Origin of the sequence: Xanthomonas prunicola (assembly GCF_025266575.1) — a bacterium.
In the GTDB taxonomy this organism is placed as follows: domain Bacteria; phylum Pseudomonadota; class Gammaproteobacteria; order Xanthomonadales; family Xanthomonadaceae; genus Xanthomonas; species Xanthomonas prunicola.
In genome coordinates, this window is sequence record NZ_CP096142.1 from 338,067 (window position 1) to 356,067 (window position 18,001).

Annotated in this window: 18 protein-coding genes and 2 other RNA genes; 7 read left to right on the top strand and 13 right to left on the bottom strand. The window is 65.2% G+C overall.

What is annotated here, in order from left to right; genetic code table 11:
- Positions 1-164: 164 nt before the first annotated feature.
- From dapB to M0D43_RS01145, 9 genes are all read right to left on the bottom strand, one after another.
- Complete coding sequence (gene dapB / locus M0D43_RS01105; RefSeq protein WP_252163197.1) at positions 165-881, bottom strand: 4-hydroxy-tetrahydrodipicolinate reductase; 717 nt, start codon at positions 879-881, stop codon at positions 165-167.
- 407 nt (positions 882-1,288) lie between these two features.
- Positions 1,289-1,364, bottom strand: a non-coding RNA gene (locus tag M0D43_RS01110) — sX9 sRNA.
- A 61-nt stretch (positions 1,365-1,425) separates the two neighbouring features.
- Entirely contained in the window at positions 1,426-2,145 is a 720-nt protein-coding gene (locus M0D43_RS01115; protein ID WP_252163198.1) for an MOSC domain-containing protein, read from the bottom strand.
- Positions 2,142-3,344 carry an aminotransferase-like domain-containing protein gene (locus M0D43_RS01120; protein WP_252163199.1) on the bottom strand — a complete coding sequence of 401 codons (1,203 nt, stop codon included), beginning with the start codon at positions 3,342-3,344 and terminating at the stop codon, positions 2,142-2,144. The genes M0D43_RS01115 and M0D43_RS01120 overlap by 4 nt, the downstream gene beginning before the upstream one ends.
- A gap of 92 nt (positions 3,345-3,436) precedes the next feature.
- Positions 3,437-3,512: non-coding RNA, sX9 sRNA (locus tag M0D43_RS01125), on the bottom strand.
- A gap of 59 nt (positions 3,513-3,571) precedes the next feature.
- Positions 3,572-4,072 carry a nuclear transport factor 2 family protein gene (locus tag M0D43_RS01130; RefSeq protein WP_252165164.1) on the bottom strand — a complete coding sequence of 167 codons (501 nt, stop codon included), beginning with the start codon at positions 4,070-4,072 and terminating at the stop codon, positions 3,572-3,574.
- Positions 4,073-4,131: 59 nt separating this feature from the next.
- Positions 4,132-4,386, bottom strand: a complete 255-nt coding sequence (locus M0D43_RS01135) for a DUF6587 family protein (RefSeq protein WP_252163200.1) — start codon at positions 4,384-4,386, stop codon at positions 4,132-4,134.
- Between the two features lies 1 nt (position 4,387).
- Complete coding sequence (gene feoB / locus M0D43_RS01140) at positions 4,388-6,247, bottom strand: ferrous iron transporter B (RefSeq protein WP_252163201.1); 1,860 nt, start codon at positions 6,245-6,247, stop codon at positions 4,388-4,390.
- Positions 6,244-6,492 (bottom strand): FeoA family protein, encoded by a 249-nt coding sequence (locus M0D43_RS01145; protein WP_010367126.1) that lies wholly within the window; start codon positions 6,490-6,492, stop codon positions 6,244-6,246. The genes feoB and M0D43_RS01145 overlap by 4 nt, the downstream gene beginning before the upstream one ends.
- Positions 6,493-6,608: 116 nt before the next feature.
- On the opposite strand from M0D43_RS01145, the gene M0D43_RS01150 reads away from it, so the two are divergent.
- The 5 genes from M0D43_RS01150 to M0D43_RS01170 all read left to right on the top strand — a co-directional run bounded on the left by M0D43_RS01150 (position 6,609) and on the right by M0D43_RS01170 (position 10,261).
- Positions 6,609-7,406, top strand: a complete 798-nt coding sequence (locus tag M0D43_RS01150) for an enoyl-CoA hydratase-related protein (RefSeq protein ID WP_252165165.1) — start codon at positions 6,609-6,611, stop codon at positions 7,404-7,406.
- Positions 7,403-8,299 carry a hydroxymethylglutaryl-CoA lyase gene (locus M0D43_RS01155; protein ID WP_252163202.1) on the top strand — a complete coding sequence of 299 codons (897 nt, stop codon included), beginning with the start codon at positions 7,403-7,405 and terminating at the stop codon, positions 8,297-8,299. Before M0D43_RS01150 ends, M0D43_RS01155 begins: the two co-directional genes overlap by 4 nt.
- A gap of 138 nt (positions 8,300-8,437) precedes the next feature.
- Entirely contained in the window at positions 8,438-9,208 is a 771-nt protein-coding gene (locus M0D43_RS01160) for an SDR family NAD(P)-dependent oxidoreductase (protein ID WP_252163203.1), read from the top strand.
- Positions 9,209-9,308: 100 nt separating this feature from the next.
- Positions 9,309-9,875 (top strand): elongation factor P-like protein YeiP, encoded by a 567-nt coding sequence (yeiP, locus tag M0D43_RS01165; RefSeq protein WP_260807724.1) that lies wholly within the window; start codon positions 9,309-9,311, stop codon positions 9,873-9,875.
- A complete protein-coding gene (locus M0D43_RS01170; protein WP_252163204.1) occupies positions 9,875-10,261 on the top strand; it encodes a hypothetical protein in 387 nt (128 codons plus the stop codon). Before yeiP ends, M0D43_RS01170 begins: the two co-directional genes overlap by 1 nt.
- A gap of 220 nt (positions 10,262-10,481) precedes the next feature.
- Here M0D43_RS01170 and M0D43_RS01175 read toward each other — a convergent pair whose 3' ends face one another.
- The 3 genes from M0D43_RS01175 to M0D43_RS01185 are packed head-to-tail and all read right to left on the bottom strand — an operon-like array spanning position 10,482 to position 14,090.
- Positions 10,482-12,341 (bottom strand): DUF7844 domain-containing protein, encoded by a 1,860-nt coding sequence (locus M0D43_RS01175; protein WP_252163205.1) that lies wholly within the window; start codon positions 12,339-12,341, stop codon positions 10,482-10,484.
- Positions 12,338-12,637: a DUF2388 domain-containing protein gene (locus M0D43_RS01180; protein WP_252163206.1), complete on the bottom strand. Its 300-nt coding sequence runs from the start codon at positions 12,635-12,637 to the stop codon at positions 12,338-12,340. The genes M0D43_RS01175 and M0D43_RS01180 overlap by 4 nt, the downstream gene beginning before the upstream one ends.
- 34 nt (positions 12,638-12,671) lie before the next feature.
- The gene (locus tag M0D43_RS01185; protein WP_252163207.1) at positions 12,672-14,090 is read right to left on the bottom strand and encodes a D-2-hydroxyglutarate dehydrogenase; all 1,419 of its coding nucleotides are present in this window, start codon (positions 14,088-14,090) and stop codon (positions 12,672-12,674) included.
- 208 nt (positions 14,091-14,298) lie between these two features.
- On the opposite strand from M0D43_RS01185, the gene serA reads away from it, so the two are divergent.
- The gene (gene serA, locus M0D43_RS01190; RefSeq protein WP_252163208.1) at positions 14,299-15,540 is read left to right on the top strand and encodes a phosphoglycerate dehydrogenase; all 1,242 of its coding nucleotides are present in this window, start codon (positions 14,299-14,301) and stop codon (positions 15,538-15,540) included.
- Between the two features lie 230 nt (positions 15,541-15,770).
- Here serA and M0D43_RS01195 read toward each other — a convergent pair whose 3' ends face one another.
- Positions 15,771-16,319, bottom strand: coding sequence for an NUDIX hydrolase (locus M0D43_RS01195; protein WP_252165166.1), 549 nt, complete (start codon positions 16,317-16,319; stop codon positions 15,771-15,773).
- A gap of 176 nt (positions 16,320-16,495) precedes the next feature.
- On the opposite strand from M0D43_RS01195, the gene M0D43_RS01200 reads away from it, so the two are divergent.
- Complete coding sequence (locus M0D43_RS01200; RefSeq protein ID WP_252163209.1) at positions 16,496-17,968, top strand: amino acid permease; 1,473 nt, start codon at positions 16,496-16,498, stop codon at positions 17,966-17,968.
- The last annotated feature ends 33 nt before the right edge of the window (positions 17,969-18,001 follow it).

Below are 18,001 nucleotides of genomic sequence, written 5' to 3' on the forward strand. Positions count from 1 at the left end.
GGTGCTGAGGACCGGTCCGACGCTGGTTCGGGCAAGCGAGAATTGTAAAGGCAACTGCCCCGGCATGCCAGCCTGAAGAGCGTTCGATGCAGCACCGGTATCAACGCTGGGGCATGAATAGGCCGCGACGTGCGGCTACCGCGCATGCGCGGTGGCGCCCCGGCTTACAGCACCAGATCGCGCACCCGGTAGCTGCCAGCCGGCTTGCCGATCAGTCGCTTGGCGGCATGCAACGCACCGCGCGCGAAGATGTCGCGGTTGGTCGCGCGATGCACCAGTTCGACCCGCTCGCCCAGCCCCGTGAACTGCACGGTGTGTTCGCCGACGATGTCGCCAGCGCGCAGGCTGACATAGCGCGGCTGCGCGCCGCTACCGGTGGCCGCCTCGCCCAACGTCAGTGCGGTTCCGGATGGCGCATCCTGCTTGTGCACATGATGCGCTTCGATGATGTCGCAATCCCACCCCGGCAAGGTGCCGGCGGCACGCTCCACCAACTCGGTCAGCACCGCAACGCCTAGGCTGAAGTTGGAGGCCCACACCAACGGAATGTGTTGGGCGGCATCGCGCAGTGCTCCACGCTGCGCCTCGTCCAGCCCGGTGGTGCCAGACACCAGCGGCTTACCGCGCTGCGCGCACAGCGCCAGGATCGGCGCGAAGCCCTGCGGCAAACTGAAGTCGATGGCCACATCGAACGCAGGCGCGCCGCCGAGTTCGCTGGCGGCGAAAAACGGCACGCCGTCAACCACGCGTTGCGATGGCGAGCGGCCCACCACGGCGCTGACCACCTGCAAGGTCTCGTCTTCGGCAGCCAATCGCAGCAACGCCTTGCCCATCCGCCCGGAGGCGCCGTGGATCAGAACTTTCACAGCTGAGGTTGTCATGGTTGGCAGGCTGGCTTGGAGAGATGGGTGCTACACGATAGCCGGGATTGGGGTGTTGCGATTGGAGGATTCGTCGTTGCGGTGGTGCGCTGCGCGCGATGCGCAGTTGCAGGGGTATGTTGTTAGTGGGTTTGGCAACGGGCAATAACATGTAGCGAGCGGCTCCGGGACCGATGCTGGCGGAGCGGCGAAGCGCAGACGTATGCGTGACACATGCCGACGTCGAAGCAATGGTGCGCAGGTTCGGCGACGCAATAGCCTTGGTGCCAGTTGCTCCTGGAACGGCCTTGAAAAACGACGCGAACAGCCATTAGCCGGTGCCCGCCGCACGGGCCTGGCACACTAGGATTTCCACCACGCCCCCGCGCGTGGTGGTCACGCAACAGGCTTGCATCCGCTCTTAGAGCGGCTAACGAAACGTAGCGAGCAGCCGTCAGGTGGGCGCGGACGGCGCGCAGGAACCGGAGTGTACGCGTGGTACATGCCGATTCCGAGCACCGGCCGCGCCCGCCTGGGGGCTGCGCAGTAGTTTTGTTAGCTGCTCTTAATCGCGGATGCCATCCAGCCGCTTGCTCCAGCTCTCCACTTCGCTGCGCTGCAGGCGGCGTTCGAACAGCGCGCGCCACGACGGAACCAACGGCAGCTGCAGCACTGCAGTGACGGCGGAAACATCGACCTGGCGTGCATATAGCACCTGCTGCAGGCGCGACAGCGGCCACTGTGGATGCGGGCGCGCTTTCAGGGTCAGCAGGTCGCCGGCCGCAACGCTACCCGGCTGCAGCACGCGGTAGTACCAACCGGTGCGGCCGGTTTCCTGCACGCGCCGCGCCAACTCGCGCACACCGAACCGGTCCGACAACTTCCAGCACGGTTGCCGCAACTGCGACACCTCCACCACCGCGGTGCCCAACGCGAAGCGATCGCCGAGACAGACGTCGGCTTCGGTCAGGCCGACACTGCTGAGGTTTTCGCCGAAGGCACCGGCGGCCTCCAGCAGGACGTGCGGGCCAAGTTCATCGCGCCAGGCGGCGTAGTGATCGCGGGGGTAATGATGGATGGCCTTGTCCGGCCCACCATGCACGCGCCGGTCGCCTTGCTCGTCGCCTTCCAGGCCTTCGACACCCACCCTCACCGCACCCTGCAGCGCGCGCTTATCGATCGCACTGCGGCTACCGGGACGGGTGAAGTCGCGTGCGCTGCCGATCGCAACGCTGTCGATCGCGATGGCAATCGGCACCCCCTGCTCCGCCGTGGCCGCTGTCACGCGCCCTGCCCTGGCAACTCGTCCAGCGCCTCGCGCAGCAGCTCGCCCAGCACTTGAATGCCGGCATCGATCTTCTCGCCGGGCACAGTGACAAACGACAGGCGCAGCGTATTGGTCTGCGGCAAGGTGGCGAAGAACGGCGCGCCCGGCACGAACGCAACATTGCGCGCGATGGCGCGCGCCAGCAACGCGGTGCCATCCAGGCCAGGTGGCAGCGTCACCCACAAAAACATGCCGCCCTGCGGGCGATTCCATTGCACCTGCGTCGGGAAATGCCGATCCAGGGCCTCCAGCATCAGGTTGCATTGGCGCGCATACAGCGCACGGATCTGCGGGATATGGGTCTCAAGAAAATCGTCCTGCAGCGTCTGGTACACCACGCGCTGCGTGAATGACGGGGTATGCAGATCGGCTGCCTGCTTGGCCTGGATCAGCCTGCCCAACACCGCTTCGGGCGCCACCACATAGCCCAGCCGCAAACCGGGTGCGAGCACCTTGGAAAAGGACCCCATGTAGATGACGCCTTCGGAGTTCATCGACAACAGACTCGGCAACGGCTGCCCGCTGTAGTACAGCTCGCCGTACGGGTCGTCTTCGACGATCGGCACGCCAGCCTCGGCCGCGCGCGCGACCAGCGCCTGGCGGCGCGCCAACGGCAAGCGCCGGCCGGTGGGGTTCTGAAAATTCGGCAGGCAATACAGAAACCGCGCATCGGCCAGCAGCGCCGGATCCAGCGCATCCACCACCACGCCGTCCTCATCCGAGGGCATGCCGAGGAATGCCGGCTGGAATAGCGAAAACGCCTGCAATGCACCCAGATAGCTCGGCGTTTCCACCAGCACCTTGCTGCCTTCGTCGATGAAGACCTTGCCGAGCAGGTCCAGGCCCTGTTGTGAACCAGTGGTAATCAGCACCTGGCTGGGCCGGATGCTGGCGCCATCGCGACTCAGCCGCGCGGCCACCCACTCGCGCAGCGGCGCATAGCCTTCGGTCGGGCCGTATTGCAGCGCCGCCTGCGGCGCATCGCGCAGCACCTGATCGCTGGCAGCGCGCATGCGCTCCACCGGAAAAGTGGCTGGCGAAGGTAACCCTCCGGCGAAGGAAATCACCTCCGGCCGCTCGGTCACCTTGAGGATTTCGCGAATCGCCGAACTGGTCAGCGCCTGCGCACGTCGGGAGATCTGGAAGGAGGTTGTCATGGCGCAAGCATAGCGAACGCCAGTGGCTGCGGCGCTGTGCAGTGCAGCGACACACGCCCCGCCGCTTGCCTGGCTCACCGCCGATATGGAGCGGCGAACACAACGTAGCGCGCGGCTGTCAGGCTGGCGTGGACAGCGGACAGGAACCGGACCGACCGACTGACCCATGCCGCACCGATCACCGGCCGTACCCACACCGACCTGCGCAGTAGATGTGTTCGCTGCTCCTACTGATATGCCGGGCCAACCCAGGCAGTGCCTTCGCTACGGGCGATCAGCGTCTTCCAGCGCTTACGGATCACCTTGTCGCGCGTGCGGAAGGTCATGCGCAAGCCGGGCAGGCCGAGCGTGGCGCGCGTTTCAACCATGGCCGATTGTTCGTCCGCGGCAATGTCGATCTTGGTGATCGACTGCTTGTAGTCGATCAGCTCTTCCGGGTTTGCCACGTGGCTCATCTGCCGCAGCACTTGCGCCCATTCGCCATTGGACTTGCAATATTTCTCGCGGTTGGCGGTCTGCCGCTTCTGATGCGTATCCATGCGGTACAGCACCACCATTTCAAAGTCCGGTGCAGTCATCGCGCAAAGCGCCCCGCCGTCCTGACTCAACATCGCCTTGTCGTGCGCGACATAGAAATCGCGCACCTGCTTCTCGTCGAGCGCATTGCCACCGTACTGATAAACACCGGCAACGGCGGCCAGAACCGCCAACAACACCAGCAAACGCATCACCGCCCCCTGTTCCGCCGCGTCCTGCGGCCGCGCAAGTGTAGCCGAGGCTGCGGGTATCAGTGACGACGCGGCGGTGTCGGGCCGCAGCTGTCGCAGCCGCCGCAGGCCGATGCGTTTTGTGTGGCGGGCGGTGCAACGCAGCGCCCAAGCGCCTGCATCCATGCAGGTCGCCCGCTGCGCAACAGACCAAGCGCGAGCGATCCGCGCAGGCGGCGCAGCACAGTGGGGAACTGTTTCTTCATCACCACCCACAGGCTGACCAGCACAGCGATGGCGATCACCAGGTATTGCAACGTGAGCGAAAGGGTCATCTCAACCGGCTCCCAGCAGCACAGCCAGCTGGTAAGTCACCAGCGAGGCCAGATAGGCCAGCGCGAACAGGTACACCGCGCTGATGGTCATCTGCTTCCACGAGTTGGTTTCGCGCTTGATCGTGGCCAACGTGGAGATGCACATCGGTGCGTAGATGTACCAGACCAGCAGCGACAGCGCGGTGGCCAGCGACCATCCATCGCTGATCAGCGGCGACAATGCCTGCGCTGCCGCATCGTCGTCGGCAGCAGACAGTGCGTATACGGTGGCCAGCGAAGCCACCGCTACTTCGCGCGCGGCCAGGCCGGGAATCAGCGCAATACAGATCTGCCAGTTGAAGCCCAGCGGTGCGAAGAACACCGCCATTGCATGGCCGATACGGCCTGCGAAGCTGTAGTCGATCGCCGGCAAGGTGGCATTGGCCGGCGCCGCCGGGAACGAGAGCAGGAACCACAGCAGGATGGTCAGCGCAAGAATGATGCCGCCCACGCGCTTGAGGAAGATCCATGCGCGCTCCCATAGCCCCAGCGCCAGATCGCGCACCTGCGGCACACGATAGGACGGCAGCTCCAGCATCAGCGGATGCTCGCTTTTGTCGCGCCGCCACTTCTTCATCGTCCACGACACCAGCAGCGCACTGAGGATGGCCGCGGCATACAGTCCGAACAGCACCAACCCCTGCTGATTGAAGATGCCCCACACCGTCTTCTGCGGAATAAAGGCGCCAATGAGCAATGCATACACCGGCAGCCGCGCCGAGCAGGTCATCAGCGGCGCGACCATGATGGTCGCAAGCCGGTCGCGCGGGTCCTGGATGCTGCGCGTGGACATGATGCCCGGCACCGCACAGGCAAAGCTCGACAACAGCGGAATGAACGAGCGCCCAGACAGACCGGCCGCGGACATCATGCGATCGAGCAGGAAGGCGGCACGCGGCAGGTAGCCGGATTCTTCCAATGCCAGGATGAAAGCGAACAGGATCAGGATCTGCGGCAGGAACACGATCACCCCGCCAAGGCCAGCGATCACGCCATCCTTGAGCAGGCTGTTGAGCGGACCTTCCGGCAAGGTGGCGCCGACCCACTGGCCCAGCGCGGCGGTGCCGCCGTCGATGAGGTCCATCACCGGCGCGGCCCAGGCATACACCGCCTGGAAGATCAGGAACATCACCACCGCCAGCGTGACCAGGCCCCAGACCGGATGCAGCAACCAGCGGTCCAGCGTATCGTCCACGCGCGAGGTGCGGGTCGGCATGGTCACGGCTGCGCTGAGGATCTGCCGCACCAGCGCGTGGTAGTTGCCGTCGGCCGGTGGGCTGGCGATGGGCGCTGCCAGACGTGCCGCCTGCGTATCGAGCCGTTCGACCAGGACCTTGGCACCGCCGCGACGCACCGCGACCGTTTCAACCACCGGCACGCCGAGCGCCCGCTCCAGCGCCGGCAGGTCGATGACGATGCCGCGGCGCTGCGCGGCGTCCATCATGTTCAACGCCACGATCATCGGCCGGCCGAGTTCGCGCAGCTCCAGCGCAAAGCGCAGATGCAGGCGCAGATTGGTCGCGTCCATCACGTAGACCAGTACGTCCGGTGCCGGCTCGCCCGGATAAAAACCGCGGCACAGGTCGCGGGTGATCGCCTCGTCCAGGCTCGCCGGTTGCAGGCTGTAGGCGCCGGGCAGATCCAGTACCGCGAAGTCGCGCCCGGAGGGCGCACGGAAGTGTCCTTCCTTACGTTCGACGGTGACGCCGGTGTAATTGGCCACCTTCTGCCGGCTGCCGGTCAGCTGGTTGAACAGCGCAGTCTTGCCGCTATTGGGGTTACCCACCAATGCCAGACGCAAGGGAACCGCTGCCGCGCTCATGCCGACACTCCGGCTTCGCGCACCTGCACGCGTGCGGCCTCGCTGCGCCGCAGGGCAAACCGCGTGTAGCCGACTTGCACCAACAGCGGTTCGCGACCGACTGGCCCGGTGGCCAGCACCGTGACTTCTTCGCCTGCGACAAACCCCAACTCCCGCAAGCGCCGGGCGATCGTGTCGTTGGGGAGACGATCCTCCACGGAGTCCACGATAGCGGCGCGATGCAAAGGCATGTCGGACAGCGTCACAAAGACGGCCTGATTGTTAGGAATGGTTCTCAATTCTAGCATCGACGCACCGCGTCATGGCTCCGGCGACCCAGCCCGCTATCATGGTTCGCATCCCATTCATGGACTTCTACGCAATGCAGGACACTGGCTTGATCGTGGAGGACCAGGGAGCGGTCCGCACCTTGCGATTGCACCGCCCCGCGGTGCACAACGCGTTCGACGCGACGCTGATCGCAGCGCTTACCGACGCGTTACGCCAGGCTGGCCAGGCACCCCAGATCCGGGTGGTCGTGCTGACGGGCGCCGGCGCTGCCTTTTCGGCCGGCGCAGACCTGAACTGGATGCGCGGCATGGCGACCGCCAGCGAAGCCGAGAACGCCGCCGACGCACTGGCGCTGGCGCAGCTGATGCGCACCCTGGATGAACTGCCCAAGCCGACCATCGCGCGCGTCAACGGCGCAGCGTTCGGTGGCGGTGTCGGCTTGGTGGCGTGTTGCGATATCGCCATCGGCTGTACCGAGGCGCGCTTCGGGCTGACCGAGAGCAAGCTCGGCCTGCTGCCGGCGGTCATTTCACCCTATGTGGTTGCAGCAATCGGCGCGCGCCAGGCGCGGCGCTGGTTCGCCACCGCCGAGATCTTCGATGCCGGCACCGCACAGTTGCTGGGGCTGCTGCATCAATTGGTCGCCGCCGATCAGCTGGATGTCGCCGTGGAGCGACAGGTTCGCCTGTTGATGACCGCGGCGCCGCTGGCCACCAGCAGTGCCAAGGTACTGGTGCGCTCGGTGCTGCCACCCGCCGACCGCGATGCCATCGATGCCGCCAACGCGGCGTTGATCGCCCGCTTGCGCGTCTCGCCCGAGGGCCAGGAAGGCCTGGGTGCGTTTCTCGACAAGCGCACCGCCGCCTGGGTGCCGGAGAGTATGGCGTGAGCGACTTCGTCCGCATCGTCGAAGTCGGCCCGCGCGATGGCCTGCAAAACGAAGCACAACCGATCGCCACGGCCGACAAGATCGCATTGATCGATCAACTCTCGGCCACCGGGCTACGCACCATCGAAGCGACCAGCTTCGTCAGCCCGCGTTGGGTGCCGCAGCTGGCCGACGCTGCCGAGGTGTTCGCCGGCATCACGCAGGTGCCCGACATTGCCTACCCGGTGCTGGTGCCGAACCTGCAGGGCTACGCGCGCGCGCGCGCCGCCGGCGCGCAGGAAGTGGCGGTGTTCACCGCGGCGTCGGAGGCGTTCAATCGCACCAATACCAATGCCGGCATCGATGAATCGATCGAACGGTTTCGGCCGATCCTGCAGCAGGCTGCGCGCGATGGCGTGCGCGTGCGCGGTTACGTGTCCACCGTGCTGGGCTGTCCGTATCAAGGCGACGTCCCGGTGGCCGACGTGGTCGATGTCGCGCAACGTCTGCACGCGCTTGGCTGCTATGAAATCTCGCTGGGCGACACCATTGGCGTGGGTACCCCGGTCAAGGCGCGCCAGATGCTGGCCGCGGTGGCGCACGCCGTACCGATGCAGGCGTTGGCAGTGCATTTCCACGATACCTACGGGCAGGCGCTGGCCAATATCGCGGCCTGTCTGGAGCAAGGCGTGCGCGTGGTGGATGCGGCGGTGTCCGGTGCGGGCGGCTGCCCGTATGCCAAGGGCGCCAGCGGCAATGTGGCCAGCGAAGACGTGGTGTATCTGCTGCAGGGGCTGGGCATGCCCACCGGCATCGATCTGCCCGCCCTCGCCCGAACCGGCCGCTGGCTCGCGCAACTGCTCGGCCGCGACACCGGCAGCAAGGTCGGCAAGGCGCTGGCTGCTACTGGCTGAAGTGTCACCTTTCCCAGCAATCCCGCACCGCCCACCTCCGCGGTCGCGCAGGGGCTTCGGCTAGAATTGCCGACCGCTTCGCCGATCGTTCGCTCGCCGGTGTCCATCGGCCTTCAACGCTTTTCAGGGAACTAACGCATGCAGCCATCTTCTGTCCTTGCCATCGTCACCGGCGGCGTATCCGGCCTCGGCCTGGCTGTTGCACAGCGTCTGGTTGCCGACGGCGGCAAGGTCGCGCTGTTCGACGTCAACGCCGACAAGGCCGACGCAGCGCTGGCACTCCTCGGTGCCGGCAACGCGCATTACGTCGCCACCGATGTCACCGACGAAGCGCAGGTGGCCGCCAATGTCGCGCAGGCCGCGCAGGCGTTGGGCGGGCTCAACCTGGTCGTGAATTGTGCCGGCATCCTGGGCGCAGGCCGCGTGCTGGGCAAGGAAGCGCCGATGCCGTTGGCCACCTTCCGCAACACCGTGCTGGTGAATCTGGTCGGCAGCTTCAATGTGGCCAAGGCTGCGGCCGATGTGATGCAACACAACGCCGCCGGCGACGACGGCGAGCGCGGCGTGATTGTCAATACCGCCTCGGTTGCCGCGTTCGAGGGCCAGATCGGCCAAGCAGCGTACGCGGCCAGCAAGGGCGGCGTGGTCGGCATGACCTTGCCGATGGCACGCGAGCTGGCGCGCTTCGGCATCCGCGTGATGACGATCGCACCGGGCGTGTTCTGGACTCCGATGGTCGACGGCATGCCCGAGACCGTGCAGCAAGCGCTTGCCGCCTCCATCCCGTTCCCCTCACGCCTCGGCCAGCCGGACGAGTACGCCGACACCGTCGCCTTCATCCTGCGCAATCGCTACCTCAACGGCGAAACCATTCGCCTGGACGGCGGCGTGCGGTTGGCGCCCAAGTAACCGGGAATGGGGAATCGAGCATGGGGAATCGTCACGACGCCCTACTCTCAGCACCCCGTAACCGGCTTTTCCGATTCCCCATTCCCAACTCCCGATTCCCATGAAAGCTAACGACATCAAGAAAGGCAACGTCGTCGAATACAACGGCGGCACTTACCAGATCCGCGACATCGAGCGCAGCTCGCCGCAGGGCCGCGGCGGCAATGTGCGCTTCCGTTTCATCATGTACAGCGTGCCGGGTGGGGTGAAAACCGACGCCAGTTTCGATGCCGACGACAACCTGCCCGAAGTCGAACTGCTGCGCCGGCTGTCGACGTTCTCGTACAAGGACGGCGAAGCGTTCGTGTTCATGGACGACGAAGACTTCACCCCGTACACGCTGGACGCGGACGTGATCGGCACTGACGCCGGCTACATCACCGATGGCCTGACCGGCATCTATGTGCAAGTGATCGACGACCAGCCGGTGGCCGTGCAACTGCCGCAGACGGTGACGCTGGAAGTGGTGGAAACCCCCCCGGAATTGAAGGGCGGCACCGCCACCAAGCGGCCCAAGCCGGCCAAGCTCAACACCGGCATGGAAATCATGGTGCCCGAGTACATCACCAACGGCGAACGCGTGCTGGTCAACACCACCACGGGCGAATTTGCCGGCCGCGCCGACTGATGCGTCGGTTCGCCGTTGTCATGACCTTGGGTGTGCTGGTGGCTTGCAGCGCGCAACAGGCACCGACGCAGGCCGCAACGCCTGCGCCGGTGGCATGCACCGATCCCAAGGTGGAAGACGAATGGCTGCAGCATCCGGCAGGCCTGTGCGGCATGCCGGAGGATGTGCGCAAGCTGGTGGACCATTACGACACCTGCGAGCACTTCGCTGGCGAAGAACCCTACGACGCCGACCGCCGGCATGAAATCGAAGTGGGCGTGGCGCAGTTCTGCACACCGGCACCGGCGCGCCTGGCCAAGTTGATGCAGCAGTACCGCAACGACGCCCATGTCAGCGAATGGCTGCGTCAGTATGCGAAGCAAACGGATCTGCAACCAGCCGGCTGAGGTGTCGTCTGGTAGGCCAGCTACGCGCTGATGCGGTAGGTTGCGCCTGCGAGGCACAGAGCAATCAGAACTTACAGCTGCAGACTGCAGCACTTCCTTTTCTCACCATAAGAGCGTGGCCTGCCTGACCCTAAATGAGGCCAGGGCAATGCAAAGAATGCTGGCCGCCCCTGCCCTCACCACACCCCCTCTCCCGACGAGAGAGGGGCCGGCAAGGTTGCTATTGCGTCTGCGGAGGGATGCGCATCTCCGCTTGCGTTTTGTCGGCGGCCGCATCGCCGCGCGCAAGGACACGCAATCGCGCGCGCAAACGCTCCACATTCGCCTCGCCCTGCTCCAATCCAACGCGCACATCGGCCGGCAATTGCTGGCGTCCCAGTTGCTGTAGCTGTTTCCAGCCACCGACCAGCGCCTCGCTTTCCTGCGCCACACGTGCGCTCAGCTGTTGCCGCTCGCTTGCCTGCGGCAAGCCGTAACCCGTAGTACCCAACAGTAGCGCCGGGTGGCTGAGCTGCGCTTCGCGCGCGAACAGCGATTGCAGTTGCCCCTGCACCGTTTCGCGCGCCACCACGCCGGGTTGCAGCAGGCGTTTGAGCGCATCGCGCGCCAGCAATTCCTGGCGGCGCACTGCCGCCTGTTCCAGCAACAATGCCGCCGCGGTTTCGCGCAGCCCACCACGATCGAACCATTGCGCCCGTGCATCAGGCGTAGCATCCAGCCACTGCGCAACTGTTGTTTGCGGCACCGCGATGCCTCGCCGAAGCACATCGAACATGGCCTGGTAATGCGCGGCCGCCGATTCGAAGTAATAGCCCTGGCGGATCGCCTGAGCAGGATCGTCCAATACCTGCGTGTCGGCAATGCCGGCGCGCTGCAAGCGTTGCCGCACGCCGCGCGGCGTGATTGACGCCAAATTGGCCGCAGCCAGACGTGGCACCCCATCGTGTAACAACTTGAAGGTTTCCACCGCGCAGTTGTTGCCGATGAAGTAATAGCGCCCGTCGTAACTCCAATGCACCTGCGCGGCACGCGTCAGCAGCGCGGCGATCTCATCGGGCGTCAGGGTCAGCGGCACAGACGACAAGGCACGCAATTCCACCTTGGTGTATTCGTCCACCACCTGATTCAACGGCAGCACGAACAGCCGCGATGGATACGAACCGGTGAGTCCACGCCAGCTGGAAATCTGTACATCACCCACGAATGCGCGGAACGACAGCACGCGGTGATACTGCAAATCCAGCCGGCATGCGGGGCCCGGTGCACGGCCGGGGGCGCAGATCACCAGGCGCAGCATGCTATGGCCCCAGCGGCTCATCGGCTGCTCGTTGCCCTCGGCGAGCAGATAGTCCACCGCGTACACGCGTGCCGGATCCAGCGTCAGCAACGACATCGCACCGGCGTCGTTGTCGGCCTGCAGATACGGCAGCGCGGTCTCGCATGGCACAGCGCCCTGCGGCGTACCGATGCGCTGCGCAAACCAGGCTGCCAGCGCAGGGCGCCGGCACGCGTAGTCGGCGTCCAGCACGTAATGCTCGAGATTGACCGCGACGAACTCGGCCGGGCTGCGGCGCTCGTAATCGTCCGGGCTGCGGTCGCTGAACTGATTTGCGCTGCGCCCCACCCGCCACGGCCGCACCTGCCAGCCGGCAAGATCGCGCAGACGCGGATCACGCGACAACGCGCTATCTGCGCCGCGATCGAGCACATGGGCCAGTTCGTGTATGAGCGCAGCCATCGCCGCGCGCGTGGCCGCTGCGGTGCGATCGGAACGTGCGTCGTCGGACTGCGCACTCCACGCCTGCAGCAGCGCGCGATCAAGCAGGACACGATTGCCGATTGCACGGCCATGTACCTGCGCTGGTAGATCGGTGCGCCATTGCAACTGGATCGGTGCGGTTAGCCGCTGCGTCCAGCCCTGCGGCAGTCGCTGCGCGACCTGCTGCACCAGTGCGTTACTTGCTTGGATCTCCGCCGGAGGCAAGTCCGACGGAACAATCTCGGCCAACAACTCGGCCTGCGCCTGCGGTGCGATCAAGGTGGCCAGCAGCAGCCAACCGCACCGCCGGCGCAGACTCACTGGACCAGGATGGACTGCGCCAGTTCCAGGTCGCTGGACAGCCGCGCCGCATCGCTACGGCTACGCAACTGCACCAACGCCGCTTCCAGACGCGCGCCGCGGATGATGCCACCGCTGGCGACAAAACCAGCCGCATCTTCGCGGGCGCCAGCCACCACCTTGTCGTCGCCGGAACTGCTGCCGGAAGAATTGGACGAACCGGCCGACGATGCGCCTGCCGAGGTACCGGCCAGACTGGATGCGAATGCTGCAAGCGGCAGCAGCGTCAAAGCGCAAAACACGAGGGAGCGCATCATGGGCTGATCTATTCCGTGTGAAGGTCCTGGAAGACTAACCGGCGGGCGTGGCGGCAGGCGCGTCGCTCATCTCGAACAGCTTGCCGGGATTCAGCAAAAGATGCGGATCGAGCACATGCTTGATGCCACGCATCAAGGCGATTTCTTCGGCAGAGCGCGTACTCCACAGGTAGGCCTTCTTGACCAGACCGATACCGTGTTCGGCGGAAATACTGCCATCGAAACGCTGCAGGGCCTGCGCCAGCAACTTGGTCACCTGATCGCAGGCCGCAACGAAATCGGCCTGGCTGGTGCCATCGGGTTTGAGCACGTTGATGTGCAGATTGCCGTCGCCGATATGCCCGAACCACACCACATCGAAGTGCGGATACGCCTCGCTGAGCAAGGCCTGGGTTTCGGCCAGGAATGCGGGCATCGCCGAGATGCGCACCGACACATCGTTCTTGTACGGCGTGTAACGCGCCAACGCTTCCGTGATGCCTTCGCGCAGGCGCCACAGCTGGGCGGCCTGGGCATCGCTCTGGCTGATCACGCCATCGCTGACCCAGCCCTGCTCCATGCAGGTCTCGAAAGCCGCCATCGCGGCCGCCTCTTGCGCCTCGTCGCCTGCAGCGAATTCGGTGACCACGTAATACGGGTGAACCTCGGCGAACGGCGCCTGCGCGCCGTGCGCAAGCACATGCTCCAACGCGCGATCGGTGAAGAATTCGAAGGCTTCCAGGCGCAGCTGCGCGCGAAACGCAGCGAACACCTGCATCAACACGTCAAACGAAGGCAGCGCCAGCAGCATCACGTTGCTGGGCGGCGGCGGGTCGGTCAGCCGCAGCGTGGCTTCGACCACGATGCCAAGCGTGCCTTCGGAGCCGATCATCAGATGGCGGAAGTCGTAGCCGCTGGAATTCTTCACCAGCGCGTTGTTGAGTTCGAGCAACTCACCGCCACCGGTGACCACCTTTAACCCAGCCACCCATTCGCGCGTATTGCCGTAACGGATCACCCGGATACCGCCCGCATTGGTGGCGATATTGCCGCCGATCGAGCACGAGCCGCGTGCCGCAAAATCCACCGGATACACCAGCCCGTGCTCGCGTGCGGCGTTGTGCACCGCTTCCAGTGGCATGCCGGCCTGCACGGTGAGCGTGCGATCCACCGTGTTGAAATCCAGCGGCTTGTTCAAACGCTCCAGGCTCAGCACCAGTTCGCCGTTGGCCGCCACTGCGCCGCCGGATAACCCCGTGCGCCCGCCCGACGGCACCACCGCCACGCCTTGCGCGTTTGCCCAACACATGACTGCCTGCACTTCTTGCACCGAGCCGGGCAAGGCGATTGCGAGCGGATTCGGCGTCCAGCGCCGTGTCCAGTCGCGGCCGTAATGTTCCAGGTCGGCCGGGTCGGTCTTCAAACGCAACGCAGGCACGGCGTGTTGCAACGAAAGAATGCGGGGATCGGTCATGGCACACGGCGCTGCGGCAGGAACCGCACAGCGTGCCAGCGCCAGCCTGCCCCGTCTAGCCGGCGCAATCATGGCCAACGCAACGTTGGATTCAGCTGAAACCGTTGCGCTGCAACGGCTTCGCCGGTGCGAACACAGCGTTGCGGCCACCCCATCACGCACCCCATCTGGCATAGTTGCCGACCCGATTGCTGCGTTGCGCTCCCCTATGTCGCCGAAGAGAACCTCGTTTCCCAAGCAGGACATCCGCGTGCTGTTGCTGGAAGGCATCAGCTCGACCGCCGTGGATGTGTTCCGCGCCGCCGGCTATTCGCAGATCGAACTGCATGCCAAATCGCTGCCGGAAGACGAGTTGATCGCCCGCATCGCCGACGCGCATATCGTGGGCATCCGCTCGCGCAGCCAGCTGAGCGCCGAGGTGCTGGCGCACGCCAAGCGCCTGATCGCGGTCGGCTGCTTCTGCATCGGCACCAATCAAGTGGATCTGGATGCGGCCGAACTGGCCGGCATCCCAGTGTTCAACGCGCCCTACTCCAACACCCGCAGCGTGGCCGAACTGGTCATCGCCGAAGCGATCCTGTTGCTGCGTGGCATCCCGCAAAAGAATGCGCAATGCCATCGCGGCGGATGGTCCAAATCGGCCACCGGCAGCCATGAAACGCGCGGCAAGGTGCTGGGCATCGTCGGCTACGGCCATATCGGCACCCAGGTGGGCGTGCTGGCCGAATCGTTGGGCATGCAGGTGATCTTCCACGACATCGAAACCAAGCTGTCGCTCGGCAACGCCCGCGCCGCAATCGATCTGGACGACCTGCTGGCACGCTCGGACGTGGTGACCCTGCACGTGCCGGAGACTGCGTCCACCAAGGACATGATCGGCGCGGCTGAAATCGCCCGCATGAAGCCAGGCGGACATCTGATCAACGCCTCGCGCGGCACCGTCATCGATATCGACGCGCTGGATGCGGCGCTCACCTCCGGCCAGATCGGCGGTGCGGCGGTGGACGTGTTCCCGATCGAGCCCAAGGGCAATGGCGATGTCTTCGAATCGCCGCTGACCGCACACGACAACGTGATCCTGACACCGCACGTGGGCGGCAGCACGCTGGAAGCGCAGGACAATATCGGCATTGAAGTGGCCGCCAAGCTGGTGCGCTACAGCGACAACGGCAGCACCTTGTCGGCGGTGAATTTCCCCGAGGTCACCCTGCCCGAGCACCCCGACAGCCTGCGGCTGCTGCACATCCACCGCAACGTGCCGGGCGTGCTGTCCAAGATCAACGAGCTGTTCTCGCGCCACAACGTCAACATCGACGGCCAGTTCCTGCGTACCGACGCCAAGGTCGGCTACGTGGTGATCGACGTCAGCGCCAGCGAAGCGCAGGCTACCGCGCTCAAGGAAGGCCTGGCCCTGATCGAAGGGACCTTGCGGACGCGGATCTTGTATTGATTGGTGCATGAGCGGCCCTCATCCGGCGCTTTGCGCCACCTTCTCCCGCACGCGGGAGAAGGCAGTGAAGGCAGTGAAGGTCGCCATTCTCCGGTTTGCTCCCTTCTCCGTTTGCTCCGTTCTCCGTTTGCTCCGTTCTCCGGTTTGCTCCGTTCTCCGGTTTGCTCCCTTCTCCCGCGTGCGGGAGAAGGTGCCCGCAGGGCGGATGAGGGCGCGCGCCTCAGCACCCATCACACGCCTCGGGCCAGCCACTTCTCGGCCATGCGCCGCATCGACGGATCCAGCTCCGGCTCGGCCAGCAGCTCGGCGATCGGGCGCCACGCCAACGCGAGCGACTCTTCGCTGACCTTGAAGGTCTCACCCGCACCCGCGACCACCACATAGCGCGCGTCGTAATGCCAGTGCCCGGCCACCTCGCCGCGCGCGGGGATCCAGTGGCGGTCCAGGTCGAACAACGCGGCGTCTGCCAACCACAAACCGGCCAGACCGGACTCTTCTTCGGCTTCGCGCAAGGCCACCTGCGCCAGATCGCGCTCGCCGTCGGCGTGACCGCCCAGCTGCAACCAGCGCTGCAGCTTGCGGTGATGGGTCAGCAGCGTGCGGCTGCCGTCGGCGCTGACCACCCAGGCCGAGCCGGTGAAATGACCTTCGACACGCTCGCGCACGAACGGATCGGTGGCATCGTCCAGCAGCTGCACGAACTGGTCGACCACGTCGGCCTCGTCCGGAAAGCGGGCGCGGTAGGCAGCCAGGTGCTGCCGCAGGCTTGCTTCCACCATCTGTCGTTCTCGGTTGCGCATGGATCAGCGACCATTATCGCCATTCATGCTGCGTACGCGCTTGTCGTGAGCGTGTAGCTTTGGCAAGGTAGGCCGCTTGCCTGTCCCGCCGGGATGCGTCACACCACCTTCGTCCGGGCGTCTGCGCCTAGCTTTGCCACTTAGGGATGTACCGAATGCTGAAGTCTCTGTTGAGGGTCAAACCGATCGAGCCCGCTGGCCATGTCGATGCGGGCGAACCGGTCGAAGGCAGCCTGCAAGGCGAAGCCACGCTGCAGCGGACCCTCACAGCCAAGCACCTGATCATGCTCGGCATCGGCGCGGTGATCGGCGCCGGCATCTTCGTGCTGACCGGCCAGGCTGCGGCCAATCACGCCGGCCCTGCGGTGATGCTGTCGTTCGTGTTTGCCGGTATCGCCTGCGCCTTCGCCGGCCTGTGCTACGCCGAATTCGCTGCAATGATGCCGGTCTCTGGCAGCGCCTATTCGTATTCATACGCCACGCTCGGCGAAGGCATCGCCTGGTTCATCGGCTGGTGCCTGGTGCTGGAGTACCTGTTCGCCGGCTCCAGTGTTGCCGTGGGCTGGTCTGCCTACCTGATCAGCTTCATCACTGGCACGCTGGGGCTGCCATTCCCCGCGGAGTTGGCGGGCGCGCCGCTGGCCTGGGACGGCCACGGCTTTGTCAGCTCCGGGAATCTGGTTAACCTGCCGGCCGTGCTGATCGTCGGCGCGGTGAGCATCCTGTGCTACATCGGCGTTACCCAGTCGGCGTTCGCCAACGCGATCGTGGTGGCGATCAAGGTCGTGGTGATCTGCCTGTTCGTGGGTTTTGGCATTTCCTATATCGACCCGGCGAACTGGCACCCCTTCATTCCGGAAAACACCGGTCCGGGCCAGTTCGGCTGGGACGGCGTGTTCCGCGCCGCGTCCATTGTGTTCTTCTCCTATATCGGCTTCGACGCGGTCTCGACCTCCGCCGGCGAAACCAAGGATCCACAGAGAAACATGCCGATCGGCATCCTGGTGTCGCTAGCCATCTGCACCGTCATCTACATCATCGTGTGCGCGGTGTTGACCGGATTGCTGCCCTACACCCAGCTCGGCACCGCCAAGCCAGTGGCTACCGCGCTGGAAGCCCACCCGCAACTGACCTGGCTCAAGACCGCGGTGGAAATCGGCGCAATCGCCGGCCTGTCCTCGGTGGTGCTGGTGATGCTGATGGCGCAGCCGCGCATCTTCTACACCATGGCCAAGGATGGGTTGATGCCCAAACTGTTCGGCAAGGTGCACCCGAAATTCCGCACGCCTTACGTCGGCACGCTCTTCGTCGGCGTGGTCGCCGCGTTGCTGGCGGGGGTGATCCCGTTGAATGTGCTGGGCGAACTCGTCTCGATGGGCACCCTGCTCGCCTTCGCCACCGTGTGCGCCGGCGTGATGGTGCTGCGTTTCACCAAACCCGATCTGCCGCGTCCTTTCCGGGTGCCGCTGGCGATGGTGATCTGCCCGCTCGGCGCGCTGGCCTGTCTGTTCCTGTTCTTTCAGGCCTTCCAGGAACATTGGAAGGTGTTCGTGGGCTGGACAGTGATTGGCCTGTTTATCTACTTTGGCTACGGCATCCACCATAGCCGCCTGGCCAAGCGGGCCTGACTTTCCCTCGAGACCGGCGCGCAGCGCCGGTCT

What these genes read in the sequence shown, in the direction of transcription:
- M0D43_RS01130 (WP_252165164.1), bottom strand. Translation starts at nt 4,072, where the DNA reads ATGCGTTTGCTGGTGTTGTTGGCGGTTCTGGCCGCCGTTGCCGGTGTT.
- M0D43_RS01135 (WP_252163200.1), bottom strand. Translation starts at nt 4,386, where the DNA reads ATGACCCTTTCGCTCACGTTGCAATACCTGGTGATCGCCATCGCTGTG.
- M0D43_RS01180 (WP_252163206.1), bottom strand. Translation starts at nt 12,637, where the DNA reads ATGATGCGCTCCCTCGTGTTTTGCGCTTTGACGCTGCTGCCGCTTGCA.
- dapB (WP_252163197.1), bottom strand. Translation starts at nt 881, where the DNA reads ATGACAACCTCAGCTGTGAAAGTTCTGATCCACGGCGCCTCCGGGCGG.
- serA (WP_252163208.1), top strand. Translation starts at nt 14,299, where the DNA reads ATGTCGCCGAAGAGAACCTCGTTTCCCAAGCAGGACATCCGCGTGCTG.
- M0D43_RS01200 (WP_252163209.1), top strand. Translation starts at nt 16,496, where the DNA reads ATGCTGAAGTCTCTGTTGAGGGTCAAACCGATCGAGCCCGCTGGCCAT.
- M0D43_RS01120 (WP_252163199.1), bottom strand. Translation starts at nt 3,344, where the DNA reads ATGACAACCTCCTTCCAGATCTCCCGACGTGCGCAGGCGCTGACCAGT.
- M0D43_RS01150 (WP_252165165.1), top strand. Translation starts at nt 6,609, where the DNA reads ATGCAGGACACTGGCTTGATCGTGGAGGACCAGGGAGCGGTCCGCACC.
- M0D43_RS01170 (WP_252163204.1), top strand. Translation starts at nt 9,875, where the DNA reads ATGCGTCGGTTCGCCGTTGTCATGACCTTGGGTGTGCTGGTGGCTTGC.
- M0D43_RS01195 (WP_252165166.1), bottom strand. Translation starts at nt 16,319, where the DNA reads ATGGTGGAAGCAAGCCTGCGGCAGCACCTGGCTGCCTACCGCGCCCGC.
- M0D43_RS01160 (WP_252163203.1), top strand. Translation starts at nt 8,438, where the DNA reads ATGCAGCCATCTTCTGTCCTTGCCATCGTCACCGGCGGCGTATCCGGC.
- yeiP (WP_260807724.1), top strand. Translation starts at nt 9,309, where the DNA reads ATGAAAGCTAACGACATCAAGAAAGGCAACGTCGTCGAATACAACGGC.
- M0D43_RS01185 (WP_252163207.1), bottom strand. Translation starts at nt 14,090, where the DNA reads ATGACCGATCCCCGCATTCTTTCGTTGCAACACGCCGTGCCTGCGTTG.
- feoB (WP_252163201.1), bottom strand. Translation starts at nt 6,247, where the DNA reads ATGAGCGCGGCAGCGGTTCCCTTGCGTCTGGCATTGGTGGGTAACCCC.